This window comes from Oligoflexus tunisiensis, assembly GCF_001748245.1.
Lineage (GTDB): Bacteria > Bdellovibrionota_B > Oligoflexia > Oligoflexales > Oligoflexaceae > Oligoflexus > Oligoflexus tunisiensis.
The window spans coordinates 7,167,471-7,190,695 of record NZ_BDFO01000001.1; the positions used below are offsets into that span (position 1 = coordinate 7,167,471).

At 55.0% G+C, this 23,225-nt stretch carries 24 protein-coding genes; 15 read left to right on the top strand and 9 right to left on the bottom strand.

What is annotated here, in order from left to right:
• Position 1 precedes the first annotated feature (1 nt).
• Positions 2-487 (bottom strand): Smr/MutS family protein, encoded by a 486-nt coding sequence (locus tag OLTU_RS29850; protein WP_141736370.1) that lies wholly within the window; start codon positions 485-487, stop codon positions 2-4.
• A gap of 104 nt (positions 488-591) precedes the next feature.
• Between OLTU_RS29850 and OLTU_RS29855 the strand changes: the two genes are divergently transcribed.
• Both OLTU_RS29855 and OLTU_RS29860 read left to right on the top strand, forming a co-directional pair.
• The gene (locus tag OLTU_RS29855) at positions 592-1,197 is read left to right on the top strand and encodes a hypothetical protein (RefSeq protein ID WP_141736371.1); all 606 of its coding nucleotides are present in this window, start codon (positions 592-594) and stop codon (positions 1,195-1,197) included.
• An 18-nt stretch (positions 1,198-1,215) separates the two neighbouring features.
• On the top strand, positions 1,216-2,496 hold the full coding sequence (locus OLTU_RS29860) for a YihY family inner membrane protein (protein WP_141736372.1): 1,281 nt from the start codon (positions 1,216-1,218) through the stop codon (positions 2,494-2,496).
• Here the strand turns inward: OLTU_RS29860 and OLTU_RS29865 are convergent.
• Together OLTU_RS29865 and OLTU_RS29870 are read right to left on the bottom strand one after the other, a co-directional pair.
• A complete protein-coding gene (locus tag OLTU_RS29865; protein WP_176737084.1) occupies positions 2,491-4,014 on the bottom strand; it encodes a sensor histidine kinase in 1,524 nt (507 codons plus the stop codon). The two genes, OLTU_RS29860 and OLTU_RS29865, sit on opposite strands and share 6 nt — an antisense overlap.
• Positions 4,015-4,025: 11 nt before the next feature.
• The gene (locus tag OLTU_RS29870) at positions 4,026-4,718 is read right to left on the bottom strand and encodes a response regulator transcription factor (RefSeq protein WP_141736374.1); all 693 of its coding nucleotides are present in this window, start codon (positions 4,716-4,718) and stop codon (positions 4,026-4,028) included.
• Positions 4,719-5,102: 384 nt separating this feature from the next.
• Here OLTU_RS29870 and OLTU_RS29875 point away from each other — a divergent pair, with 384 nt between their 5' ends.
• The 4 genes from OLTU_RS29875 (at position 5,103) to OLTU_RS29890 (ending at position 10,357) form a co-directional block, all read left to right on the top strand.
• Positions 5,103-5,939 (top strand): hypothetical protein, encoded by an 837-nt coding sequence (locus tag OLTU_RS29875; RefSeq protein WP_141736375.1) that lies wholly within the window; start codon positions 5,103-5,105, stop codon positions 5,937-5,939.
• Positions 5,940-6,010: 71 nt separating this feature from the next.
• On the top strand, positions 6,011-7,240 hold the full coding sequence (locus OLTU_RS29880) for a transporter family protein (protein ID WP_141736376.1): 1,230 nt from the start codon (positions 6,011-6,013) through the stop codon (positions 7,238-7,240).
• 15 nt (positions 7,241-7,255) lie between these two features.
• Complete coding sequence (locus OLTU_RS29885; RefSeq protein ID WP_141736377.1) at positions 7,256-9,142, top strand: hypothetical protein; 1,887 nt, start codon at positions 7,256-7,258, stop codon at positions 9,140-9,142.
• A 210-nt stretch (positions 9,143-9,352) separates the two neighbouring features.
• Complete coding sequence (locus OLTU_RS29890; protein WP_141736378.1) at positions 9,353-10,357, top strand: 3-oxoacyl-ACP synthase III family protein; 1,005 nt, start codon at positions 9,353-9,355, stop codon at positions 10,355-10,357.
• A gap of 35 nt (positions 10,358-10,392) precedes the next feature.
• Here OLTU_RS29890 and OLTU_RS29895 read toward each other — a convergent pair whose 3' ends face one another.
• Positions 10,393-10,776 carry a DUF5679 domain-containing protein gene (locus tag OLTU_RS29895; RefSeq protein WP_369696366.1) on the bottom strand — a complete coding sequence of 128 codons (384 nt, stop codon included), beginning with the start codon at positions 10,774-10,776 and terminating at the stop codon, positions 10,393-10,395.
• 242 nt (positions 10,777-11,018) lie between these two features.
• On the opposite strand from OLTU_RS29895, the gene OLTU_RS29900 reads away from it, so the two are divergent.
• Entirely contained in the window at positions 11,019-11,678 is a 660-nt protein-coding gene (locus tag OLTU_RS29900) for a leucine-rich repeat domain-containing protein (protein ID WP_176737085.1), read from the top strand.
• A 12-nt stretch (positions 11,679-11,690) separates the two neighbouring features.
• On the opposite strand, the gene OLTU_RS29905 is transcribed toward OLTU_RS29900, so the two are convergent.
• Entirely contained in the window at positions 11,691-12,158 is a 468-nt protein-coding gene (locus tag OLTU_RS29905; RefSeq protein WP_141736381.1) for an RrF2 family transcriptional regulator, read from the bottom strand.
• A 358-nt stretch (positions 12,159-12,516) separates the two neighbouring features.
• Between OLTU_RS29905 and OLTU_RS29910 the strand changes: the two genes are divergently transcribed.
• The gene (locus OLTU_RS29910; RefSeq protein WP_141736382.1) at positions 12,517-13,227 is read left to right on the top strand and encodes a caleosin family protein; all 711 of its coding nucleotides are present in this window, start codon (positions 12,517-12,519) and stop codon (positions 13,225-13,227) included.
• Positions 13,228-13,296: 69 nt separating this feature from the next.
• Here OLTU_RS29910 and OLTU_RS29915 read toward each other — a convergent pair whose 3' ends face one another.
• The 3 genes from OLTU_RS29915 to OLTU_RS29925 all read right to left on the bottom strand — a co-directional run bounded on the left by OLTU_RS29915 (position 13,297) and on the right by OLTU_RS29925 (position 15,708).
• Entirely contained in the window at positions 13,297-13,860 is a 564-nt protein-coding gene (locus OLTU_RS29915; RefSeq protein ID WP_141736383.1) for an Hsp20/alpha crystallin family protein, read from the bottom strand.
• 200 nt (positions 13,861-14,060) lie between these two features.
• A complete protein-coding gene (locus OLTU_RS29920; protein ID WP_141736384.1) occupies positions 14,061-14,465 on the bottom strand; it encodes an HPF/RaiA family ribosome-associated protein in 405 nt (134 codons plus the stop codon).
• A gap of 154 nt (positions 14,466-14,619) precedes the next feature.
• Complete coding sequence (locus OLTU_RS29925; RefSeq protein ID WP_141736385.1) at positions 14,620-15,708, bottom strand: LNS2 domain-containing protein; 1,089 nt, start codon at positions 15,706-15,708, stop codon at positions 14,620-14,622.
• A 348-nt stretch (positions 15,709-16,056) separates the two neighbouring features.
• Here OLTU_RS29925 and OLTU_RS29930 point away from each other — a divergent pair, with 348 nt between their 5' ends.
• The 7 genes from OLTU_RS29930 to OLTU_RS29960 are packed head-to-tail and all read left to right on the top strand — an operon-like array spanning position 16,057 to position 22,634.
• The gene (locus OLTU_RS29930) at positions 16,057-16,677 is read left to right on the top strand and encodes a TetR/AcrR family transcriptional regulator (RefSeq protein ID WP_141736386.1); all 621 of its coding nucleotides are present in this window, start codon (positions 16,057-16,059) and stop codon (positions 16,675-16,677) included.
• Positions 16,674-18,032, top strand: coding sequence for a TolC family protein (locus tag OLTU_RS29935; RefSeq protein WP_141736387.1), 1,359 nt, complete (start codon positions 16,674-16,676; stop codon positions 18,030-18,032). Before OLTU_RS29930 ends, OLTU_RS29935 begins: the two co-directional genes overlap by 4 nt.
• Entirely contained in the window at positions 18,029-18,775 is a 747-nt protein-coding gene (locus tag OLTU_RS29940; RefSeq protein WP_141736388.1) for an HlyD family secretion protein, read from the top strand. Before OLTU_RS29935 ends, OLTU_RS29940 begins: the two co-directional genes overlap by 4 nt.
• Complete coding sequence (locus OLTU_RS29945; RefSeq protein WP_218110360.1) at positions 18,768-19,496, top strand: ABC transporter ATP-binding protein; 729 nt, start codon at positions 18,768-18,770, stop codon at positions 19,494-19,496. The genes OLTU_RS29940 and OLTU_RS29945 overlap by 8 nt, the downstream gene beginning before the upstream one ends.
• The gene (locus tag OLTU_RS29950; protein ID WP_141736390.1) at positions 19,493-20,428 is read left to right on the top strand and encodes an ABC transporter ATP-binding protein; all 936 of its coding nucleotides are present in this window, start codon (positions 19,493-19,495) and stop codon (positions 20,426-20,428) included. The genes OLTU_RS29945 and OLTU_RS29950 overlap by 4 nt, the downstream gene beginning before the upstream one ends.
• Complete coding sequence (locus OLTU_RS29955) at positions 20,428-21,540, top strand: ABC transporter permease (RefSeq protein ID WP_218110361.1); 1,113 nt, start codon at positions 20,428-20,430, stop codon at positions 21,538-21,540. Before OLTU_RS29950 ends, OLTU_RS29955 begins: the two co-directional genes overlap by 1 nt.
• On the top strand, positions 21,537-22,634 hold the full coding sequence (locus OLTU_RS29960) for an ABC transporter permease (protein ID WP_218110362.1): 1,098 nt from the start codon (positions 21,537-21,539) through the stop codon (positions 22,632-22,634). The genes OLTU_RS29955 and OLTU_RS29960 overlap by 4 nt, the downstream gene beginning before the upstream one ends.
• Before the next feature lie 4 nt (positions 22,635-22,638).
• Here the strand turns inward: OLTU_RS29960 and OLTU_RS29965 are convergent, their stop codons facing one another.
• Positions 22,639-23,115, bottom strand: coding sequence for a hypothetical protein (locus tag OLTU_RS29965; protein WP_141736391.1), 477 nt, complete (start codon positions 23,113-23,115; stop codon positions 22,639-22,641).
• Positions 23,116-23,225 lie beyond the last annotated feature (110 nt).

Sequence of the window (23,225 nt, forward strand, 5' to 3'; positions counted from 1 at the left end):
TCTACCGTTTGCCGCGAATCGTCACATGAAAATGACCGCGCAAAGGGACTCCTGCGAGGCGCACCTGATCCGGGGAATCCTCGATTTCCATAATCACGCGACGCCAGGTCAGCAGGACAAAGCTGTGAATTTCCTTGGCCAGGATACTATCGCCCCGCTGGCTGTGATGCCCCTTGCCGGTGATGATCTTCACCCGGTGCATCCCTGCCATTTCAAGCAGGCTATCCAGAACGGCTCGAACCCTTTGCTGGGCTTCGTCCAGACGCAGGCCATGCAGGTCAATCTCATGGACAATCGGCGCTTTATGCGTCTTGCTGGCCTTTTTCTCAGGCTCCTTCGGTTCTTCGGCGTCCGGCTTATCGGGCTTGAATTGCTCAAGATGTCTCAGGAAAAGCTCTTCGGCATCCTCCTCCAGCTCGAAGCGGATACGGCGGGGTTCATCCTTGCTGTTTTGCGGGCCTTTTCCCGGCTTTTTGCCACGAGCCATAATTCTTTCCCAATCGATGCTGACAGTCACGAGGCCTTTGGTTATGATCGAAAATCTGTCATGAAAGCAGCCCGGTTACCTCCCATCAGGAGTTCTTTCAACTTATGGCCTCCAAGGACGAACTGCAACTCGAACAGCTTAAACAATGGAACGACATAACCCAGGCGAAGGGATTTCTGGCCGCCGACTTTCTTCTGTGGCTTTGGTACTACATTGAATCCGATCAGAATCCCAGCCGTTTTCAGCTGCCTGGGGATCCGCAGGAATATTTGGTGAAACTTTGGATCGAGGATCGCCTTGTTCTGGAATCGGACGATGCCAAAGCCCATGTCCACACGCTCAAAGGCGGCGAACCCAGCCGCAGTGCGGAAGCTGAATCCGCTCTGCAGACCGGCAAAGGCGTCAAGGAAGTGAAACTGGGCCTGCACATTGACCCATATGGTGATTTTTTCTGTTTGATCAATGCCAAGGATCTCGCGCCACGCTCGATTGTGATCCCCTCGCCCGCCCTCACAGGTGACAACGGCTCCCTGCAGCGGCCCTCTCTCGCTTATCGCCTTAAGATGACAGAAATATTGACCGAGACACTGGATGTCGTGTTTCGCCGCTTTATGGAACAACGCATCGCCGCGGATTGGTGGGACAAGACCTGGCCTTCGATTCAAACCTGGATCGACCAGCGTGGACACAGTGAAACGCACCTGCATTGACTCGCATAAGGGGAACACATGGATTGGACTTCGATCAAAAAGTCACGCGCCGTCGAAGTCCTTCTCATCATCCGGGATGATGTCGACCGCACTGCCATTGGCAAGTACGCCTATGCCATGGCTTACGTCACCCTGTTCTCCCTCATCCCTTCGCTGGCGGCCTCCTTTGCTCTGGTCTCGCTCTTTACACCGATGTTTGGCCAAAACTCGGAGATGATTCAGCAGGTCGAGGCTTTCATCCTGCGCAATCTCGCGACCGGCAGCGGCAACCAGGTGGTGGAATATCTGGAAACATTCCTGGCCAACACTGACTTTCAAAAAATCGGAATGACCGGCTTTGCCGGGATGATGGTGGCGCTCACCCTCCTCCTGCGTGAAATTGAAATGGCCCTGAATCGCATTTTTGAGATTCAACAGGCCCGTCCCCTGCTCATGCGCTTCATTTATTTCTGGACGTTCCTGACCCTCGGCACCTTCATGCTCGCCGTGTCGATCGGCACCCTGTCCACCAACAGGATCGTCTCCCGCTATGTGGATATTTCACTGGCCATGAAGCTGCTTGGGGATTTCCTTTATTTCGGCAGCATGGCCGGCTTTTTCTTTATGCTCTACAAGTTGGTGCCCAACCGGATGATTCCTGTGAAGCACGCGCTGATTGGAACAGCCACCAGCACGATACTCCTGACGCTCGCCGTGAAATTCTTTGGGATTTATGTCACGAGCTTTACCAGCTACCAGGCTTTCTACGGCGCGTTATCCGCGGTCCCGATCTTTCTCATGTGGCTCTATATCATCTGGTTTATCACGCTGTTCGGGGCCTTGATCACCAAACGCAGCATGGAAGGCTGGAGCAGCAAGGAAGTGGAAGTGGAGGCCATCCATGAGCATGTTCGCGACGATTACTTCCGGGCACTGATGCCGTTTCTTGTGCTGCTCGCGATCTATCGCGGCTATGAGGAGAATCAGGGCAAAGGCATGCTGCCGGAGAATATCGCTCTGGAACTCGGTGTCTCGCTGAGTCCTGTGCGCAAGGCGCTCCATACCCTGGAGCAGGAAGGCCTTGCCATGCCGCTCCAGGCGGGGGAATTATCGGAACTCGGCAGCAACGCTTATTTCCCACGCGTGCCGGCTCATCAGCTGTCCTATGCGGATCTCAAAAAAAGATTGCTCGGTGATGAGGATGTCTGGCTGCGCGCCACCCAGTGGCCCCATGCAGCCGAAGGTCGATACACGAGCGTTATCCAGTCCTATTTGAACGGTGAGACAAAAGCCCTGGCCGAAGACCTGCGCGCCTCATGAAGCCACCCAGCGGCGCAGCCAGTTGAGGCGGCGCCAGCTGCGAATGCGCTGAGCCATGGGCCGATGTGGGGATTTCTCTTTCGCCGGCACTTCCCGCGGCAGAACCACAGTAAAGGTCGCCCCCTGTTTCGCTTCCGAGGTCACTTCGATACGCCCATTATGAAGCGAGATCAAAGCCTTGGCCAGGCTCAAGCCGATGCCCACACCCCCGGAGGAACGATTGCGGGCCGTATCCGCGCGATAAAAAAGATCGAAGATATAAGGCAGAGCTTCCTCGGCGATTCCTTCCCCAAAGTCCCGGATTTCAAAATGCCATTCGTTGACCTTGTCATGCACCTTGAACTCAACCGTCTGGCCGGGACTTGAATGCTTGCAGGCATTCAGCAGGATATTTTTCAACGCCAGGGTCACATAGCCCGAGGCCATCTTCGCGGTTTTATCCTGACATTCACTGGTATCCACCGAAAGCGTGACCTGCTTCGCCTCAAAGTTCTTGGCAACCGATTGCTTCAGCTCCTCAACAAAACGCTCAAGCCCCACCTCTTCCAGGTTGATCTGGATGGCCTCACCCTGCGCCCGGGCCAACAGCAAAAGGTTTTCCACAATCGTCGACATCTGCTCGGCTTCGTGCACAATCGTCCGCATGGAATTGCGATATTCCTCGGGCGTGCGTTCGCGGCGCAGAGCCAGCTCCGCTTCGCCGCGCAGAACGGCAATCGGGGTCCGCAGTTCGTGGCTGACATCACCAGCAAAGCGGCGCAAACGGCCAAAGGCATCCTCGATGCGACCGAGCATTTCATTGAAGGTCCGCACGAGCAGGCGCAGTTCATCCTCGGCTGAAGGCAGCTTCAGACGTCGATCAAAATTATCGGTAAAGCCCAGCGCCGCCACTTCCCGGGTGATGCGTGTCACCGGCTTCAGCGACCAGCTGGTGAGGAGATAGCCAAACACCAGCGAAACGAAAAAGCCCAGTCCCAGAGTGATCCAAAGCATCATGCGGGCATTGCGAATCGTATTCAGCGCGGCACTCATGGAAGCGGCCACCTGAATCAAATCGCCCGTGAATTGCCCGTGACGCATCACGGGAAGAGTTAGCTGCCTGAGGGAACCGCCCGAGGCAATGCGATAGGTTTCATAGGTCTCCTGCCCCATTTTCGCCCGTTCCAGGGACGCTGTGGAGACGGCAAGATTCACGCGAATATTGCTGGTGCGGGCTCTGACCTTTCCGGAGGGATCGATCAACTGCGCATAAGCGCGAACGTAGCGACGCCCCCCGAAAAACTCATCGATGATCGACTCCCAGTCCCCGGGCTCGTGATACACCGAGAGATTCTGCTTCTGATTATGCTGGGCGTCCCGCAGAGTCTTGGCGGAAGTCAATAGAGTGGCATCAAGGGACTGCATGACGGAATCTTCGACAACCTTGGAGACACCAATCCCGATTGCCACAAAAATAAGAGCCATCCAAATCGCATGGCTCACCGACAGACGTATACGAATCGGGATTCGTGACAGCACGCGCATCTCCTTCAGGCGTCCGCGTTCGAGCGACCTTCGACATCCAGCATGTAGCCATGACCCCGCATGGTCTTGATAAAGTTACTCTCCCAGGGTTTGTCGATCTTATTGCGCAGATAACCCACGTAAACGTCGACCACATTCGAGGTCGGTTCGAAATTCATGTCCCAGACATGCTCGGAGAGCTGGGTCCGGCTCAGAACTACGCCAGCGTTGCGACCAAAGTATTCCATCAACGCATATTCTTTCGCAGTCAGTTCGATTGGGCGACCTTCGCGCGTCACCATCTTTTTGGAAGGATCGATTTTGATTGGACCGACTTCGATGACGGTGGCCACTTCCGTATCCTTGCGACGGAGCAGAGCCCGCACACGGGCCAAAAGTTCGTCGAGGCTGAAGGGTTTTTTCAGGTAGTCATCGCCGCCTTCATCCAGACCTTTGACAACATCCTCGGTCGTATCCTTGGCCGTCAAAATCAGAACAGGGGTGCTGATACCACCCGCCCGCAGATTCCTGAGCACTGTCAAGCCATCCTTAATGGGCAGCATGAGATCCAGCACGATGGCGTCATAGGGATTCTCATAGGCCAGCCATTCCGCTTCCTGCCCATCCTGAGCCAAATCAACGGCATAGGATTCCTCGCGCAATGCGCGTACAAGCAGGCTCGACAAGGCCTTATCGTCTTCGACAACCAAAATACGCATAGTTCCTCCCTTTTGACACTGTTCCCATACTGAAAGACGGGCATGGTGACAAGATAATTCGCCCTGAATGAAAGTCAGCTAAGACCTTTCAGAGAATTATGAGAAAAATTTCGAACTCAGCGTACACATGTCATATTCGGGCGTTGAGAGCCCCCTTTTTGCCGGTTTGACCGTATCAACCGGCGCAAATCACTTCAATGCCTTTCATTGCGGCCAGCAAACACTTGTCACACAAGATTTACACCGGCCAAAGACACTGCAAGTTTCCTAGCAATGTCTGAATCTATCTTTCCTGCTAATCAATTGACAATAGCCACACTGATAGGTAGCTTGGCCAGACTTCAGTACAGGTTCTTAAACCGCTCAATTTTCAGGAGGCTTTTTATGGTTAAGAAACAATGGATTGCGGCTCTGGCTCTCGGCTTTAGCATGAGCGCACAGGCAGCGGACTTCACAGAAGCTGATGCCAAGTATGCTCTGCGCGATACTTCGATCGAAGCCACCCAGCAAGCCCGTGCTGCTTATAAGGCGATTCTGGATCAAGGCGCCAAGGACGCCGACCTGATCCGTGCCGCGGAAGGCTACCTGCGTTCCACCATTTTTGAAGGCGCCCACTATTACACCACCGTTGACGCTGAAGATCGCGCCGCGCGCAAAAAAATCTTCAACGACTGCTGGAAAGTTGGCGCTGAAGTATTGAGCCCAGCGAAGCTCGGCTTTGAATCGCCTGTGTACTACTACTTCAAGGCCAGCTGCATTGCCTATGAAGCGGAAGTTTCCAATGTGATTCAACGCCTGACTCTTCTGCCTGAAATGAACAAGGCTCTGGAATCCGGTTTCGCCACCCAGGGCGGCACCACCTATGAAGGCGGCGGTCTGCTCCGCGTGAAAGCTGCCATCAAAGGCAATCCCGAAGCCAAAGGTCTTCCTGGTGGCATCTACAACCCAGAGGAAGCCTTGAATCTGGTGGATCAGGCTATTGCCTCGGAAGCCTATCCTGGCAATGCTGAAGGCGCTCTCTTCTGCGAAAACTATCGTCGCAAGATCATCACCCTCAACGAACTGCAAAACCACGCTGAAGCTCACGCCACCGCGGATATGGTTCTGGCCGACTTCCCTCTTTACCTGGAAGAAGGCTTGATCCCCGAGTTCATTCGCGCGGAAACAGCCGACTGCATCAAGCACGTCACCGAGCTGAAGGCCAACACGCCAGCCAGCTAAAGCCTTGATTGTTCGTAAAAAAATACTTTGAGGGGGCTTAGGCCCCCTTGTGTTTGTGAGGACAGAGAGCCATGCAAAGGAATCACGTTATTGCCTTCGCGCTGCTTTTGAGCGCCGGCGCTGCATCTGCGTTTGAATCCACCAAGACGCTGCCAACAGGCGTACGCAATTTGAATATTCGAGGTCTTTACACCAGCACAAGCGAGAAAACTGATCCGAACGGCAATTCCATTTCCCTCGCTGAACCCCTCTGGCGCCCTCTCCGCTTCCGCAATATTCTTTCCACGGAAGAGGATCCTCTGAAGCGAACTCAGCTGGAAGCCTTCCTCGTTCAGCAGGGGATCAGCCAGGACCAGGCTGTCGGTGATTTTTATGCTGATCTGAATGCTCGCATCAACGTCTGGGCGCCCATCCTCGGCTGGGGATTGACGGACAACCTCACCCTGGCTGTGGCCATTCCCTATTACAGCACCAGCACCGATATCGAGCCGGGCTTTCGCACCAACGGCGGCGCTGATGACTTTCTCGCGCGACTGACCACGGAATCCATGAACAACTATGGTTCCGCACAGGAAGCCGTGGAAAAATTCCGCGACGCCATCGGTCGCCTGAATCGCAAGCTTGTCGCCTGGAATTATGATGAGCTGGGAGCCTGGAATCAGACCGGCTGGGGTGATACCACGCTCGCCTTGAAATATCGGGCCGTGGACCAGAACGTTTTCAAATTCGCTGTGACGGGCGGGGTCGTGGCTCCGACGGGTCGTCGTGATAGCCCGAGTATTCTCACCGACTTGCCTTTAGGTGACGGGCAATGGGATGTTTTCTCCCAGTTGACCTTCGATCAGCAGCTGACCAGCAGTGTGTTCCTGAATCAGTTTGCCAAGTATACCTACCAGGCTCCTGATCAACGGCGGGTGGCCTGGAAAACCTATGAGGAAAGTATTGAAGTGCCGGTCAACAGCACCGACTTCAAATACGGTGACAAGGTCGATGCCGGTCTTTCCGTTCAATATGAATCCGCGGCCACAGGTCTGACTGCGGGACTGGGCGCGCTCTACTATCGCAAGTTCGGCGATCGCTATGACGTTCCCGAGGCTCCTGTGAAAAGTGAGCTGCAGCGCTGGACCGATCAAAACGCGGAATATGGGCAGGCTCGCATCGGCTATTCCACGGTGGATGCCTACCGCCGCGGGGAATTCCCGCTGCCGGCCAACGTGATGTTCGAGTATCGTCGGCAACTGGCCAGCCGCAATATGCCGATCACCGACTTTGCGCAGATGGATATCAACCTGTTCTTTTAAGCGAGGGGAATCATCATGAATATGAAATTTTTCGGAATGGTCGTCCTCGGTCTTATGACCTTGAATGGTTGCGGCAAAGGCGCCAAGGCCAGCAGGCAGGCGGTTGATACAGTGGGTCTGCCGCCCTTGCCTGCCATCCAGGACAATGTGTTTGCTCTGAGCGGGGGCAAGACTTCCGTCTCCTACAAGAGCACGATGCTGATTCTCAATCCGACCGGTGACGTCAACCTGCTGGCGGAAGTGATCAGCGCCTCGGAAGTGGCTCGCGTGAAGGCCGCCGATGCCAAAAGCTTTGTGGGCAATGAAAGGGAATTCGATCGCCGCTATGGTGATTCGGGAACCGTGATCACGGATATCAAGGCAAAGCAGGAGGCGCTGCAGACCTTCCTTACCGAAGCCCAGGGTCGCGCCGTTCCCATTCCACTTGAGGATCGCCAGAAGGCGGCCGCGGGCTGGTTTGCTGAAACCACGGCGTCGCTCGATCTGAGCGCCGAGGATCAAGCGAAACTGCAGGCCACCTTTGCCAGCTACTGCGATGCGAAGATTGTGGAATTTGCCGCGCATCCTCTGTTTGCCACGCTGGCCGTCGATGGCTATACCGCACGCCCGAGCCCCAATCAGCTCTGCGAGAATTATTATCAGGAGCGCGGTTATTTCCAGGGTGAATCCTGCACGAACGGGGATTATTTCACCTGTCTGTGGCAGGAAGGGGTGGTGAAGAGCGGAAGCCTTCTTGCACAGAACGGCACAAGCCTCGCCGATCTTTTGAAGCCGATCTTTGAGGACAAGGAAAAGACGGAAGTTTTCCGTAAAATTCTGATGGCGGATCCCACGATCTCGGCTCCTTATATCGGCACCGCCTCGTCGATCGTCAAGGATGCCATCTTCAAGAAAAAGGTTTACTTCTACACCGCCATGCAGAGCGGCAAGCCGTCCATCGGTACCGAGGCGTCATGTCTGAAACTTTTGGATCCGGCCTACTCCTTCATTTGCGGCATGTTTGCCCGCACCTGGAAGGAAAGGACTCCTCAGGCTTCCATGCTGGATGTTGAATTCAATTCTGCCCTGCTCGTGATCAAGGATCGCGAGGATTTGAAAACGATATCTGATGCGGTCAAATTTTTCAGCCAGCGTCCCACCGTAGGAACACCGCAGCCCAGCAACTCGGATTACTATTTCCATGCGCTGACTCCCGGCAATACCCTGAGTCAACCGTCGGCCGAGAGCCTGGGTCTGCAGCAGGAAGCGGTCAGCACGATCAACAACCTCTTCCTCGACAAGGTCTTTTCGTTGAATGCCGAGGACCGGGCCCTCAAGGATCAGAAGGAAGCGGAGCTGACGGCTCTGCAAAAGGATCTCACCTTTCACCGCAGCGAGCGGAATCGCCTGACAGCCGTGGCCAGCGAGGCTCTGCGTGCCGGTATTCGCGCCGCCAACGCCGGAAACGTGGCCTTTGGTTTCCTCGCCTATCGCATGACGGTCACACACAACGGCGATATCATGCGGGCGACCATCACCTTTGATGGTCATGACGATCAGGTCTTCGAAGGCTGCCTGGATAAGGTGAGTCGCACATCCATCGATTGCCCTGCGGGCCTGGGTCTGGCCGGTGAAACCCTGCGCAAAGCGCAACTGGTCTTGAATGCCGACAAGGGTCGTATTGAATTCAGTACGGTGCTGGATGATCCGGACGCCGTGGGTCTTGGTTACAAGGCGAAAAACGAAGCGTCCCCGGATTACTTCATGGAGCTGACGGCCGAGCAGATCAAGGGCACCACCTTGACCTTTGAGCTGTATCCCAACCGCATGCAGAATTCCCTCGACATATTGACAGGCAAGGCTCTCTTCACACGTGACGGACCTTACCTCTACGAGGCTGGAATTTCCATGTGGGAGGAGTGATTCCACCCGCTTGCGGGGCCAGCACTGGCCCCGTTGTCTTCCCTTGCAGACCAGCTCAGTTCCGATGTCTTGCCTTGCGCAGCCAGCCCTGGCCCTGTTGTCTTGCCTTAAGCCTCCCACTTGATTTTGACGGAAGGCTGAAAGGAAGGTATGATCCTCTCCTTGGTTATTTTGGCTGTTTCAGGCCAAAGTTGGTGAGGAGACCCTTCAATGACCCCAGCAAAGATTCGTGCCCGCATCGCGGGAACTGGCCTTTATGTTCCGCCCAAGGTTTTGAAAAACAAGGATCTGGAACAGTTCATGGACACGTCCGACGAGTGGATTCGCCAACGCTCGGGCATTGAAGAACGGCATGTGATTGAACCGGGTGTCGGCACCTCGGATCTGGCCGTGGAATCCGCGCGTCAGGCTCTGGCGGCTGCCAACTGCACGCCGGAAAGCATCGACCTCATCATCGTCGCCACGCTTTCGCCGGATCATCAGTTCCCGGGAACCTCGGCCATCGTCCAGCAAAAACTTGGGCTGGAAACCACACCAGCGATGGACCTGCGCTGTCAGTGCTCGGGCTTTATTTATTCCTTGAACGTCGCCAAACTCTTTATCGAGTCCGGTCAATACAAGCGCGTGCTCGTCATCGGTGCGGAAGCGCACTCGCCACTCCTGGACTGGACCACGCGCGGCCGTGATGTGGCCGTTCTGTTTGGTGATGGTGCGGGTTCGGTTGTGCTCGAAGCCACCGAGGACAATACCGGCGTCGGCGCCGTGACTTTGCATGCGCAGGGTCAGTTCGCGGATCGACTCTGGATTGAAAAGCCTGGCACCAGCAAAGGTGTTTGGATGACTGACGAGGATGTGCAGCAGGGCAAACTGTATCCCATCATGGAAGGCCGCTACGTCTTCAAACACGCGGTGGAGCGTCTGGCCCAGGTGGTGCGGGAGGTTCTGGAGAAGGAAGGTCGTACCATCGATTCGATCGATCACTTCATCTTTCATCAGGCCAATATTCGGATCAATGAAAAGGTCGCCGAACTTTTGCAGATCCCGGCGCACAAGGTTCACAATAATATTCAGAAATACGGCAACTGCTCGGCGGCATCCATTCCCATGCTGCTTGATGAGACGATTCGCCAAGGCAAAATCGCCCGGGGTCAGACCATGCTCATGGCAGCATTTGGAGCCGGCTTTACCTGGGCGGCGGCAATCGTCACCTACTAATCACAACCCAAGGGGCTCCGCACGGGAGCCCTTTTTCACATCATCCGCATGATGGCTGCGAATCCCACAGCCAGACCGAGCCCCAGGACGACGAGCAGACTTCCGTAATACAGAAGTTCCTGAGCCGGCGAAGCACGCCCATAACGATCCAAAAGCTTCGCGGTGGAGGTCGGCAGCACAGCCGAGACCGGCGCCTTTTTTTCCAGCTTTTTCATCGAGGAGATCACGGAAAGCGGTGGCTTGGCGCGCGCTTCATCCTTCTTCGGCATGAAGCGATAAGTTTCCGTGGCACAGATGGGACATACACCCTTCAGGGCCCGCCGGTTGTTAACCAGCATAATGGTATGTTTGCCCAGGGTATCCGTGTGTTTTTTGCACTTAATACAGTAGGAATCAGGGTAATTCACGGGGCACCTCACAGCAACAGAAGAACGCAACAGCAACGGGACAGCCTGTTCCCGGCTCGCATCCTGCAAGAGCCCTGCCGCGAAAAAGTCCAAGGATATCCGCGCGTATGGCGCAACGGATCCTGAAAACTGTCAAAAAACCATACGATGGCCCCGCGGGTTCACGGCAACTCGCTTGTTGAGGTCATTGGACAAAGGTCGATGCCATGCTATGCTGGAAATCTAAACTGCCACTGTATTTCAAAGGTGCCCGCATGGGAAAAGCATCGCTTGTGCTCGGTCTGCTCGCCTGCCTTTCTGCCTGTAAAGCTGCCCGTGATACCAGTCAGATAAAGGAAGCCATCCCCAGCGAAACCTTTGCCACGCGTTGTGAACAAACGGATCCAGCCAGTGAAGCCGGCCGCACCTACAAGGTTTTGATGGAAATGACCGGGACCGGAAACTGTCGCGATACAGAATCGAAACTGCGCGGCATGACGTTTCTCGTTCTGAATGAGAAGGACATCAAGGATCTGACCCCCATCGGCGATCTGGAACACCTGCAGTGGCTGCATCTTTATGGAAATCGCATCGAGGATATTGCGCCCCTCAAACGGCTCGTCCGTCTGAAGGATCTTGTACTGGATAACAATCAGATCACGGATGTGAGCCCTCTGCGTGACCTCGTCACCCTGCAGGAACTTTACGTGGGCCGCAACAAGGTGACCAATGTGGAAGCGATTGGGGCTTTGAAAAAACTGTATATCCTGAATCTTTCCAACAATCAGATCCAGGACGTGAATGCGCTGAGCGGGCTTTCCGCTCTGATGGTTCTGGACCTCAAAAACAATCCGATTGCCACCAACAAAACCAGCAGCAACTGTCCCACAGCGGATGGCATCAGCCAGGCTCTGCGGGATTTCTGCAGTCAGTGAACTGGTTGCGTTCTAGCTTGACTGAACCTCTTTGGTGACAGCGTAAGGCTGAATATTCAGCGTGGCGATCATCTGCATCCGACGTCCCACCAGACTGGCCAGAGTCTGCCGATCCAGCTCATCCAGAAAACATTTCAGAGCCTGCTGAAACAGGCCATTCAGATCGCAGACGCTGACAATCGGGCAGGCCGTGTGTTCCGCTTCAAAGCAGGATAGAAGTTTCAAGGTCGGCTCGGTCTTGCGAAAGACATCACCCAGCCCAATCTCCTCGGGAGCCTTGGCCAGTCTGATCCCACCACTCCGGCCGCGCACGGACGCGACGTAGCCGAGTCGCACGAGATGCTGCACGACCTTGACCAGATGATTCTCCGAGATGCGGTAGGCATCACTGATGGTTTTGATTTGGACCAGCTTCTGCCCGTGCAAGGCGAGGTACATCAGCACGCGGAAGGAATAGTCGGAGTATAAGGAAATTTCCAAGCATTTCTCCACATGATTGTTTGAGGCCTTGATACAAGCGCTTCAAGAGGTATGAAAAAATTATACCGCTCCCCTCTGCAGGCGCAACGAAACGCGGCCCATTAAAGAAATCTTTCCAATGCGACTTTGGATTGAAAAAAACCTGCATGCTTGCTAGCAGCACTATGTAAAAAGACGTGCAGACAATTAAGCAGAAGGCGAAGCCCTGGCAAATTCAAGGCGGGATTCATAACCTTGCGACTTGGGATTGTCACGGATAGGCAGTCCGGGGGGAGGCGTTGTAGTCTCTTCTCTGCGTATTATGCCCCATTGGAGCATGCGCGGACCTTATCGTAACACACACTAAGGGAAAAACTGTATGCAGCACACAATCTTGAGGGGACCTGCCTGGTCCCGCGCTTGGACTGTTTCCGCATGTCTGGCTTTCACCGCACCGGCCTGGGCCGCGAGCGGGCCCGTGGTTTCGGAGGACGCCTACCAGCAGTCGCTGCGCAAAACCTGCGACAGCCGGCCGGATATACCCTGGGAGGAGATGAATGCCCTGGAAAAGCATGTCGCTTTCTTTGACCTCGATGCCGATGGGCGGATCACCGTTCAGGAAACCTATCGCGGCCTGCGTGATTTGGGTATTTCCCCGGTCCTGTCTGCGCCGTTTGCCGCAGCCATCAATGGAGCTCTGGCCACTCCGACGGCAGGTTATCCCACTCTCACGATTCAGGTCGACACCATTGAAGCCGGGATTCACGGCAGCGATTCGGGGATCTACGACGATGACGGACACTTTGTTCCGGAGGTGTTTCATCAGTGGTTTAAAAAATGGGATGCGGATGGGGACGGTGCCCTCAATCTTGTCGAGCTGACCCGGCGCTGGTATGCCGAGACCGATCTCTTCGACTTTTTCGGTGCGATCGCATCGGGTGGCGAATTCAGTGTGCTGTTCCTCGTGGCCCAGGAGAATGGCAAAATCAGCGAAGCCCGCATGCGCGGACTTTATGATGGTTCGCTCTTTTATGCGATTGCCGGGGACCTTGGAACCCTGGGTTGTCGTGAGCCCTGGCTCGGTGAATAAAGGCGAGGCTTGACATGATGTCGTCATCTTTCTTGCAAAGATGGCGACACCATGAACGACGATGCCTTTCTAATGTTTCATTTCAGACTTCTGGCTGCTGCCTTCACTCGATTTGCGTTCCTCACCGCCGGTCAATTTGTTGGCCAGCTTGCTAAAAATGCCGCTGCCGTTGCCAGAGCCAATCTTGATCTTCTGGCGTCCGGATTCTGCGGATTTTGGAACAGCCACCTTCAGCACGCCATTGGTATATTCCGCTTCGATGCCATCAGTCTTCACATTCTCGGGCAGGCGGATCGCCCGCTGAAAACGACCATAGCGGCGTTCAACAATGCGCGAACGTCCCTCCCCTTTTTCCTGCTCCTGCTTTCTTTCGCCGGTCACCACAAGCTGGTTGCCTTGCATTTCGATGTCGATGTTATCCTTTTCAAGGCCAGGCATATCAAAGCTCAGGAGATAGTGATCGTCTGACTCTTCCATATCACACTGTGGAATCATCATGCGGCCACTGTCGTCCGTTCGGGTATCCATCGCTTCATTGAAAATATCATCAAGCTGCCTGAGAAGCGGGCGCCAGGAGCCGAAACCGGAAACAGGACGACCAAAGTCGCGCCACAGATCAGGTGTATTTGCCATACGGATTCTCCAGTTGTGAATTAGTAAAAAGACGAAAGCCTTGTTCGAGATCCTGGGGTGAGATTAGAAGCATCGGGCATGTTGTCAAGATTGGGAATCCATGTAGAGGGATCAGCTGGCGTCAGGCACGTGGAGACTAAAGTCTGCGATACCGCAGAGCCGGACGGGAGGGAGGGTCTGCGGTATCGGTCGGGCGCGGGTCAGATGGTTTCAAACTCCTGATCCACATCCTCTTCGCTTCTGGGTCCTGTCATATCAGCGAAAGGTTCACCACCGACCGGGGTATTGCCTTTATGATGTTGCAGTTTGCCGAGTTTCTTATCGAGCATACGTTGCAGTTTTTCGGCAGCCCCCTGCAGCGCTTCACCGATCGTATCACCTTGATGCGCCACGGCCATCATCGGGAACCCGTCCATCTTGGCTTCAATGGAGCAGCGTTTATCATTCGAGCCCTCCTTGTGCTGATTTTCATCACTGAGATAAACTTCGATACGGGAGAGCTTGGTACTGAAACGACTCAGAGCTCTCTCCAACTCTTCGGAAGCCCAGGATTGGAGTCTGGCTGGAGCCGTGATTGAATTGTGCGCATTCACCTGAATATACATAGAGTCTCCTTGTCGATGAGCCTAAGATTCCACCGAGGAATTCTGCAAATTCCGCGCCGAACAGAACGGATGGCGCGACATGACAAAGAGACGACCATGACGTATTTCCATGGCCCATGCACCCCCGTCACGGGGAACAGGGCAGGAATAAGAGTCAAGGGCAGGCCGAGGGGGCTTCCAGAGCCGTCTTGACGAGCTGCTGGTAATCGCTGTGGTTGTGTCCCTGGCCGATATCGCCGTCCAGCTGATAGTAGTACGAATTTTTTTGTTCGATTCCGGCGGCATTGAAAGCGGCCACATCCGACGCCTTGTTGCCAAAGGCAAAGCCAGGAGTGATGTCGGTCTTGCTCTTGAGCAGCTTCAGCTCATCCGTTTTAAAGGTCGCCGCGCCGTCACCGTTGGCTCCAATCTTGGATTGGGTCGTATTGATGATGCCGGGTGGAAAGCCGCGCGCGTTGATCCAGTCACGGGTGATTTGCATCAACCACTCGGGCCGCGCTGTCAGATAGTAAATATAATAGCCGCGCTGATAGAAAGCCCGCAGCATGTCCGCGGCCCCCGGATGCGCCTCCGGATCCGGCAGGCCGACCACCGAGGTCACAGCGGCCAGTTCACTCGACGTCAGGGTTCCATCAACATCTGTGACGACGACCTTCGAAGTTTTGGGGATGACGTCGATAAAGAGTTCCGCGCTGCTGTGATCACCTGCCACGACCAGGAGCACTCGATAGCGGCCGACTTTGAGCGTCTCCGGGATTTCATAGTAAACCCGTCCGCCTGAATCCACGATTCCATCGACCGTGGCGTTCTGCCCATCGGTGCTGGTGGTGGCCGTTGCGAGTTTTTCCCATTTTTCCTGACAGCCGCGGGAGAGATAAATATCGACTTCCTCACCCTTGAGATCCGCATCCAAAATTCCATAAGTGAACTTCGCCAGAACCCAGGCCTTATCACCTTCCTTCACGAACACATCACGCCCGCGATGCAGCGGAGCGCCGGCAACAGCCAGGAGCGATGACGCTGTACTTTGAAAGGGTCGCAAGGGACCAAGGTCCGGGAGTGGGGCCTTGCAATCCAGAGCGAGGCGGCAGGTCTTGCCATCGGCGCCTTGAGTGCCCGACGTATCGGTCTCGGCCGTATCATTTCCTTCGGGATCCTGACCGGATTTTCCTTTGCTCCTGCCGCAGGCCGCGAAAAAAAAGACCGCGATCAGCAGAAAAAGGGCTGGCCTGGAAAAATTCATGTGGACTTCTCCCGCTCGTGCATGTGGATTATTTTTCTGAAATTCCGGAAACTTGGGGGTGAAAATTGCATGATTCAGGCCAGGATGATTCGCGCGTCAGATCACAGACTTGCCATCAGGCTTGCCGTCCAAAGCCGGAATTTCATCAGGAGGCTGTCGGATCACTGGACAGATCGTTCCCCGTTCTTCAAGAAGTGGACAGGCTGCCGGCCGACCGGTTCAGGCCGATACCTCGTCTTTCCCTTTGGTAAATTATTTTTTAAATACAAGGAGTTAATACAAACTCCTTGAGCTTCGTTTATTATTAGCCGATTGTATAATTATACATGTGACTAATAAGGAGGTCCCATGCCTCGCCCCTCCCGAAATATAGACAGTCTTCTCATCAAAGCCGGCCTTGAGATGCTTCCTGATACAGGCTTGTCAGGCTTGAGCCTGCGCGAGGTAGCACAAAAAGCGCAGGTGAATATTGGTATGTTTCACTATCACTTCAAAACCAAGGAGGCCTTCGCGCGCATCCTGCTGCAAGAGCTCTATGAAATGATGTTTGCCCGGCTCACTCACAGCATCGATCCTTCCCAGCCGGCTATTAATAACCTGAAAACTGCTCTCTTCAATTTGGGTTGCTTCTCTCGCGATCAGCATCGCATCCTCCTCAGCCTCATCATGGATATCAAGAAGGCTCATCCGATCGCGATCGACTTCGTAAAAGCCAATTTCCCCCGACACTTGACTCTGATCCGAGAGCTCGTCGGCAAGGCACAACACGAGGGCACAATCATCAAGGTGCCGATCCCTCAGGTCATGGCTTTCCTGGCGTCTTCTGTGGCGATGCCCGGGATGATAGGCGGCATGATTGTGGATCTTGGTGAAACCTTCCAAGCCGCGCCTCTCCTGAAGGAACTCGTGCTGAGCGACGCGGCCATTGAACTAAGAGTCCGCATGGCTCTGAAAGGAGTTACGCCATGAAATTCCTTCTTCTTCTCTCTGGATTGATCCTATGGGAATCGGCCCTCTGCGCCGGACCTGGCCGTCTGCGTTTGAGTCTGGAGGAGGCCGAACAGCGCGCGGTCGCCGCCTCACTGGACAGCAGGCAGGCCGAGGCCCAGCTCTCGGTGGCCAAGGAAACCTTGAACATCCAAAAATCGAGTTTAAAACCGCGTCTGAGCCTTGAGGGATCCTATCGCTATTTGAGCGAAATTCCTGAGGCCCAGCTGGGTCCTGCGACGGTTGCGTTCGGACAGCATCACAACTACAGCGTCGGGCCCATGCTCAGCTATGAAGTCTACAACGGCGGCGCCCATGATAAAGCCACCGAAGGCATCGAGCACCTACTCAAAGCCAGGGAAAAGGATCAGGAGGCGACGCGCCTTCGTACGATACTCGACACGCGTCTGGCCTACAGTCGCGTGCGTTTGAGCCTCGATGAAATGCGCCTTCTGATCGGCTCCTTGCAGGTTCTGCAGGCCCGCCTCAAGGACACGCAGCAGCGCCTGCGCCACGGCTCCGCCAGCCGCCTCGAATCGCTCGCCATCCAGCGCGAGGAACTGCAAACCAAACTGCGCTATATGCAGACGCAGGCTTCTCTTGCGGAAAATCTGCGCAAGCTGGCCTTTCTCATGGGCGACCGGACCCTGCCGGAGGAACTCCTGCCGATCGGACCTCATGACAGTCCGGAAGCTCTGGGCCTGCCCGCCGGGAATTACATTGTTGATATCGACAGTGCCGCCGGACAAATGTCCCGGGTGAAACGCACGATCGGCCGGCAGCCGAGCCCGACGCATCCGCAGCTGAAGGCCTGGGACGAGCGCAAGGAATCCGCAAGGCTGGAAGGTGAAAGCCGGGAGCAGGCCGGATCGCCCAAAATTCAGGTCTTCGCGAAATCAACCTATGATTATCCACATGGGCCGCTCGATGAAGCGGTCTGGCAAAATTCCTTCGGTGTGGCCCTGTCTCTCACGCTTTACGATGGCGCCCTGCGTCAGCATCAAAAAGCCCAGAAACTCGCCGAGCTTCATTCCCACGAGATTCAAAAGGAAAAGATCGCGCAGGACTTTCAGGAATCCTGGGCGAACGCCAGAGCCCAGCTCGAGAGCCTTCAGCTGCAGCGCAAGGTTGTGCAGGACGCCATGGCACGAGCGGAGCAGGAGGCGCAGTTGACTCAAGCCAATTATCAAGCCGGAGCGATCAACTACCTTGAAGTCCAACGGGCCAATACCCAGGTTTTGGAAATCAGGACCAGTCTTTCGCGTCTTGATGCCCAGGTTTTCGCCCAATACGCTCTCTTAAACTATCTTTCAGCTCAAACGGAGGCAGCATCATGAAAGCCAGGAAAGTGATCGTTCCCGTCATCATTCTCCTTGCCGTTGGCACAGCCGTCGGTCTTTGGTGGCGAAGACAAACCGCCGAGTTCCGCTACAGTGGAACGATCGAGGCGACGAAAGTCGATGTTCCATCACGCCTGCCCTCGGTGATCACCAGGATGCTGGTCAAGGAAGGGGATCTGGTCGAGAAGGGGCAGCTGCTCGCCGAGCTGGACTGCGAGGATCTCCGGATCCAGGGGACTCTGCTTGCCCACAACTATGAACGGGGACGCAAACTGGCCAAAATTGGTTCGATGCCGCAGGACAACTTTGAACAGGTCAAGGCCAAACACGATGAACTGCAGCTCAAACTGAGCTGGTGCTCCATCACAGCGCCCATCAAAGGTCGTGTTCTCAATCGGTATCATGAGGAAGGGGAATGGGTTGCTCCCGGCGCAAAGCTTCTGACGCTCGCGGATCTGGATGATGTCTGGGCTTATGTCTACGTGCCCCAGACCTTGCTGGCCCAGCTTCCTCTGGGACTGAAGGTTCCGGGCTATCTTCCGGAACTCGACATGAAACAGATCGACGGGAGCCTGATCAAAATCAATGAAGAGGCTGAATTTACGCCCAAAAATGTGCAGACCCGGGAGGAGCGGACGCGTCTGGTCTTTGGTGTCAAACTGCGTTTCCCCAACGAGCAGGGTCTTCTGAAGCCGGGCATGCCGATCGAAGTGGATCTTCCGGATGACGGCCATGAGTGAGGGCATATACACACTGTCCATTCAGAATCTAAAAAAGAAGTTAGGCTCCAATCAGGCGCTTGACGGCCTCTCTCTCCATTTTGAAGCCGGGCGTATGCATGGACTGATCGGACCGGAAGGCGCAGGAAAGACGACGCTGATGCGATGCCTCGTGGGGCTCCTGCGGCCCGATGCAGGGCAGATTCTGTGGAAAAGCGAGGGTCAATCCATCGAGGCGACCCGAATAAGGGATCAGATTGCCTATATGCCTCAGCAGCAAAGCCTCTATGCTGATCTTTCGATCCAGGAGCATCTGGATTTTTTCAAAGCCCTTTACAGCGTACCCGATGCCGTCTATCAAAAGAAGCGGGATGAACTGCTGAACATCACGCGTCTCAAGGACTTCATCGACCGGCCCGCCGGCAAGCTGTCCGGGGGTATGTATAAGAAATTGGGGCTGATGTGTGCCCTCCTCCGTTCCCCACGGATCCTGCTGCTGGACGAACCCACCAACGGAGTCGATCCCATCAGCCGTCGGGAGTTCTGGGAGCTGCTTTACGATCTGCAGGATCAGAATATTCTGATCATCGTCGCCACAGCCTATATGGACGAGGCAGAGCGCTGCGGCGAGGTGCATCTGGTGGAAGCCGGACGCACTCTGGCTGAAGGCGAGCCCGGGAAACTGATGAGCGAACATCAGGTCGCGAGTATCGATGCCCTTTATCTCAAGGAGGGTTTATGAGCGAAGTCAAAGTCGAGGCCCAAAATTTAAGCGTCCGCTTCGGCGACTTTTTTGCCGTGAAGGATCTATCCTTAAGCGTTCAGCAGGGGGAAATCTTCGGCTTTCTCGGTGCGAACGGAGCCGGCAAAACCACGACCATCCGTGTTCTCTGCGGGCTTCTGCCCCCCAGCTCGGGCACAGTCCGGGTCGCGGGGGCTGAATACAGCGGCGGCCAGCATACGATCAAGGCCAAGGTCGGTTACATGTCGCAAAAGTTCACCCTCTACAATGATCTGTCCGTGCAGGAGAACCTGGACTTTGCCGCATGCCTGCGGAAGCTTGATCCCAAGGTCTATGCCACAAGACGGAATCGCCTTCTGGAATTCATCGGTTTCTCGCGCGATCCGCACACGATGGTCAGGGATCTGGCTGGAGGCCTCAAGCAGCAGGTTTCCCTGATCGCCTCCCTCCTTCATGATCCCGAGATCATTTTCCTCGACGAGCCCACAGCCGGGGTTTCGCCTGCGGCGCGAGCGCGGTTCTGGTCCCTGATCCGGGAACTCCAGGGACAGGGGAAAACCATATTCGTAACGACCCACTACATGGATGAGGCCGAAAACTGCGGTCGCATCGCCTTGATGCGCTCGGGTGAATTGATCGCTCTGGATAACATCCCCAGTCTGAAGCGGACGGCTTTTCCTGAACCCATCATCGAACTTGAGCCGCGCAACGTGGCCCTGAGCCGGGAGGAACTGCAGCATTTTCGCAAGATGCCGGGCGTGCGTTCGATCCAGCCCCACGGCATCCGCTATCACGCCGTCACGGAATCGAGAGCGGCCTGGGAGAAGGTGCGCGAGGAATTCAGCAAACGCTTTGATCAGCGTGAGATCCAGCCATCCCTCGAGGATGTCTTTATCGAACTGGTCGAAGGGAAAGACAGGAGGGCCATCTGATGCTGAGCATGCAGCGCATGGCAGCCATCGCCCGCAAGGAGGTTGCCCACATCAGTCGCGATCCTTTTACCATTGCTCTGGCCCTTGCCCTGCCGATGATCATCGTACTGATTTTTGGTTTTGCCTTTGAATTCAATCTGAATCACATCGCCCTGGCCGTGCATGATGGGGACAAGTCAGCCGCGTCCCGCACTCTTATCGAGAGTTTTTCGAGTTCCGGTCACTTCGAGATTCTGAGGATGCCGGGCCCTCAGGCTGTCACGAGGGCCCTGGACCAGGGCAAGGCCCGGGCAGGTCTCATCATAGATCCCGGTTTTGAGCACAAGGCTCTGAGTCAGCAGGGAGCGTCCGTCCAAATTCTGGTTGATGGGGCGGACAATACCTCAGCCGGTTCGATCCTCAGCTATCTGCCGCAGGTGCAAAAGCTCGCCCAGCAGAGAATAACAGGCGTCCGATTCGATACACCGATTGCCATGAAAACGCGTTTTCTTTTCAACCATGAATTGAAGACCCCATGGTTCATTGTCCCCGGCCTGGGTGTGGTGATCCTGGCCATCCTTTCGATTCTCCTCACGTCCTTGACCGTAGCCCGTGAATGGGAAAATTCCTCGATGGAGCTTCTGCTCTCCACACCCCTTAAACCGATCGAAATCGTCATCGGCAAGCTTGCGCCCTATCTGGTACTGGGTTTGGGCAGCGTGGTCTTCATCTACCTCGCGGCGCGTCTGGTCTTCGGTGTTCCGTTTCAAGGCAGTCACCTCCTCTACCTTTTGGGCTGCTTTCTGTTTGTCACGACCTGCATGGCCCAGGGCCTCTTTATCTCCGTCGTCACTCGTGCGCAACAGATCTCGATGCAGGCGGCGATCGTATCCGGCCTATTGCCCTCACTATTTCTTTCCGGGTTTATCTATCCTATCGAACACATGCCGAGCTTCTTTCACTATTTTACGGGCGTATTGGCTCCACGCTGGTTCATGCAGATAAGCCGGGAAATCTATCTGAAAGGCTCCAGCCTGACTGAACTGGGCCAGCCCTTTCTGGCTCTCACTATCATCTGTCTCGCACTCATTGCCCTGGCGACGTTTAACTTCAAAAAGGATGTCGAACCATGATGCGCATGCTCTGGGGTTTTATTCAGAAGGAATTCAAGCAGACTCTGCGGGATAAGCGGATGCGTGTGCTCCTCTTCCTCGCACCCTGCATTCAAATGATACTCTTCGGCATCGCTCTGACAACGGAGGCCAGGAACATTCGTCTGGCTGTCGCTTCCAGTGCGGCTGATGATGTTCTGGATGACATTCGGGCCCATGCCCTGGCCTCGGGCTGGTTTATCGATGCCGGCCGTGATGGGGCCGCGGATCCCTTTGCCTTGGTGAAGAACGGACACGCGGATGTCGTGCTGGTGCCACCGGCCGGGGGACTGACGAAGGCCATGGGGAAGGGCACGGGAACCCTGCAGGTGCTGATCGATGCCACCAACGTAACCCGGGCGCAGAGCATCGAGCGCTATCTGATAGGGATTGTGAATCAGGAGCTGCAGACGGTTTCGGGCCAGCGGCGGATCCCGCCTTTGGATTTCGATTTAAGAATCCTCTATAATCCGACCCTGCGCTCGGCGGCCTACATGGTACCTGGTGTGATGAGCCTTGTGATGTGCCTGACGACCATCATCCTCACCAGTATGGGCATCGCTCGGGAAAAGGAGATGGGGACGTTCGAAACGATCATCGCGGCACCGATGCGGTCCATTGAGGTGATCCTCGGCAAGGCCATTCCCTATGTGATGCTGGGCCTGGTCAACCTGCCCCTGATACTCGGAGTGGCGGTTCTGCTCTTTGATGTTCCCTTGCGCGGATCCTTTCTGCTTCTGATGGGCGGCTCGCTCGTGTTTATCTGCGCCACGGTTACGATCGGAATTTTGATTTCAACCCTGGCGAAGACGCAGCAGCAGGCCCTGATGGGAGGATTTTTATTCCTATTCACATCCATCCTTCTTTCGGGTTTGATCTTCCCCGTGGAAAACATGCCGGCTGTTCTCCAGGTCGTCGCCTGGTGCAATCCGCTGACCTACTATATGGAGCTCTTGCGGAATATCATGCTGAAAGGAGGGGATCCCTTTCTTATGCTGCGGAATACGGCGGTGTTGGCCGTGATGGCCCTCCTGTTCGGAGTCGTCAGTATCCGCCGCTTCCGAACGACACTTTGATTCGTCAGGTTTCCGCAAACAGCTGTTTGTAATAACCGGCTTCTATTTCCTTCAGAAGGTCAGGCAGGGGTCGGTCAAAGATAACACAACCATCCATCGTTCTCAGGGTGTCTGCCTGGAACTTGTAGGCATCCTGAATCAGGTTTTGAGCCAGATCCGTTTTCTCCAGGAGTTGCAAACCGATAATTGCATACATTTTGCCGACCAAATTTCCTTCTTCGTAGAGAAGGAGCAACGTTGGCTCGGCCTCGCTGCTGCCCAGGATCTCGCGGAGATTCTTGAGCTTCTCTGATGGCATGGCGGCAAAACCAATATAAGGTGATTCCAAAGCCTCGGCGCTTTTGAGAGAATCAAAAGCCATTTGAAGAGGGTCCTGTTTCATTTCCGCTGAGTCTGCTCCTGCGTCGTAAACCTTGTTCTCCGCTTTCATTTCGAATCCTAGAGTCAAAAGCACGCATGAAATGAGGTTGATCGTTCTCATAATTCGCTCCATTTTCGAATCGGCACTGTCCGGGCCTTTATGGAGCAATCACCCATTGGGGGCAAGAAGCATCGAAAAATTTGATTCTAATATCAGAAACTCCAGGATGG

What these genes read in the sequence shown, in the direction of transcription:
- OLTU_RS29850 (WP_141736370.1), bottom strand. Translation starts at nt 487, where the DNA reads ATGGCTCGTGGCAAAAAGCCGGGAAAAGGCCCGCAAAACAGCAAGGAT.
- OLTU_RS29855 (WP_141736371.1), top strand. Translation starts at nt 592, where the DNA reads ATGGCCTCCAAGGACGAACTGCAACTCGAACAGCTTAAACAATGGAAC.
- OLTU_RS29860 (WP_141736372.1), top strand. Translation starts at nt 1,216, where the DNA reads ATGGATTGGACTTCGATCAAAAAGTCACGCGCCGTCGAAGTCCTTCTC.
- OLTU_RS29870 (WP_141736374.1), bottom strand. Translation starts at nt 4,718, where the DNA reads ATGCGTATTTTGGTTGTCGAAGACGATAAGGCCTTGTCGAGCCTGCTT.
- OLTU_RS29875 (WP_141736375.1), top strand. Translation starts at nt 5,103, where the DNA reads ATGGTTAAGAAACAATGGATTGCGGCTCTGGCTCTCGGCTTTAGCATG.
- OLTU_RS29880 (WP_141736376.1), top strand. Translation starts at nt 6,011, where the DNA reads ATGCAAAGGAATCACGTTATTGCCTTCGCGCTGCTTTTGAGCGCCGGC.
- OLTU_RS29885 (WP_141736377.1), top strand. Translation starts at nt 7,256, where the DNA reads ATGAATATGAAATTTTTCGGAATGGTCGTCCTCGGTCTTATGACCTTG.
- OLTU_RS29890 (WP_141736378.1), top strand. Translation starts at nt 9,353, where the DNA reads ATGACCCCAGCAAAGATTCGTGCCCGCATCGCGGGAACTGGCCTTTAT.
- OLTU_RS29900 (WP_176737085.1), top strand. Translation starts at nt 11,019, where the DNA reads ATGGGAAAAGCATCGCTTGTGCTCGGTCTGCTCGCCTGCCTTTCTGCC.
- OLTU_RS29910 (WP_141736382.1), top strand. Translation starts at nt 12,517, where the DNA reads ATGCAGCACACAATCTTGAGGGGACCTGCCTGGTCCCGCGCTTGGACT.
- OLTU_RS29915 (WP_141736383.1), bottom strand. Translation starts at nt 13,860, where the DNA reads ATGGCAAATACACCTGATCTGTGGCGCGACTTTGGTCGTCCTGTTTCC.
- OLTU_RS29920 (WP_141736384.1), bottom strand. Translation starts at nt 14,465, where the DNA reads ATGTATATTCAGGTGAATGCGCACAATTCAATCACGGCTCCAGCCAGA.
- OLTU_RS29925 (WP_141736385.1), bottom strand. Translation starts at nt 15,708, where the DNA reads ATGAATTTTTCCAGGCCAGCCCTTTTTCTGCTGATCGCGGTCTTTTTT.
- OLTU_RS29930 (WP_141736386.1), top strand. Translation starts at nt 16,057, where the DNA reads ATGCCTCGCCCCTCCCGAAATATAGACAGTCTTCTCATCAAAGCCGGC.
- OLTU_RS29935 (WP_141736387.1), top strand. Translation starts at nt 16,674, where the DNA reads ATGAAATTCCTTCTTCTTCTCTCTGGATTGATCCTATGGGAATCGGCC.
- OLTU_RS29940 (WP_141736388.1), top strand. Translation starts at nt 18,029, where the DNA reads ATGAAAGCCAGGAAAGTGATCGTTCCCGTCATCATTCTCCTTGCCGTT.
- OLTU_RS29945 (WP_218110360.1), top strand. Translation starts at nt 18,768, where the DNA reads ATGAGTGAGGGCATATACACACTGTCCATTCAGAATCTAAAAAAGAAG.
- OLTU_RS29950 (WP_141736390.1), top strand. Translation starts at nt 19,493, where the DNA reads ATGAGCGAAGTCAAAGTCGAGGCCCAAAATTTAAGCGTCCGCTTCGGC.
- OLTU_RS29955 (WP_218110361.1), top strand. Translation starts at nt 20,428, where the DNA reads ATGCTGAGCATGCAGCGCATGGCAGCCATCGCCCGCAAGGAGGTTGCC.
- OLTU_RS29960 (WP_218110362.1), top strand. Translation starts at nt 21,537, where the DNA reads ATGATGCGCATGCTCTGGGGTTTTATTCAGAAGGAATTCAAGCAGACT.
- OLTU_RS29965 (WP_141736391.1), bottom strand. Translation starts at nt 23,115, where the DNA reads ATGAGAACGATCAACCTCATTTCATGCGTGCTTTTGACTCTAGGATTC.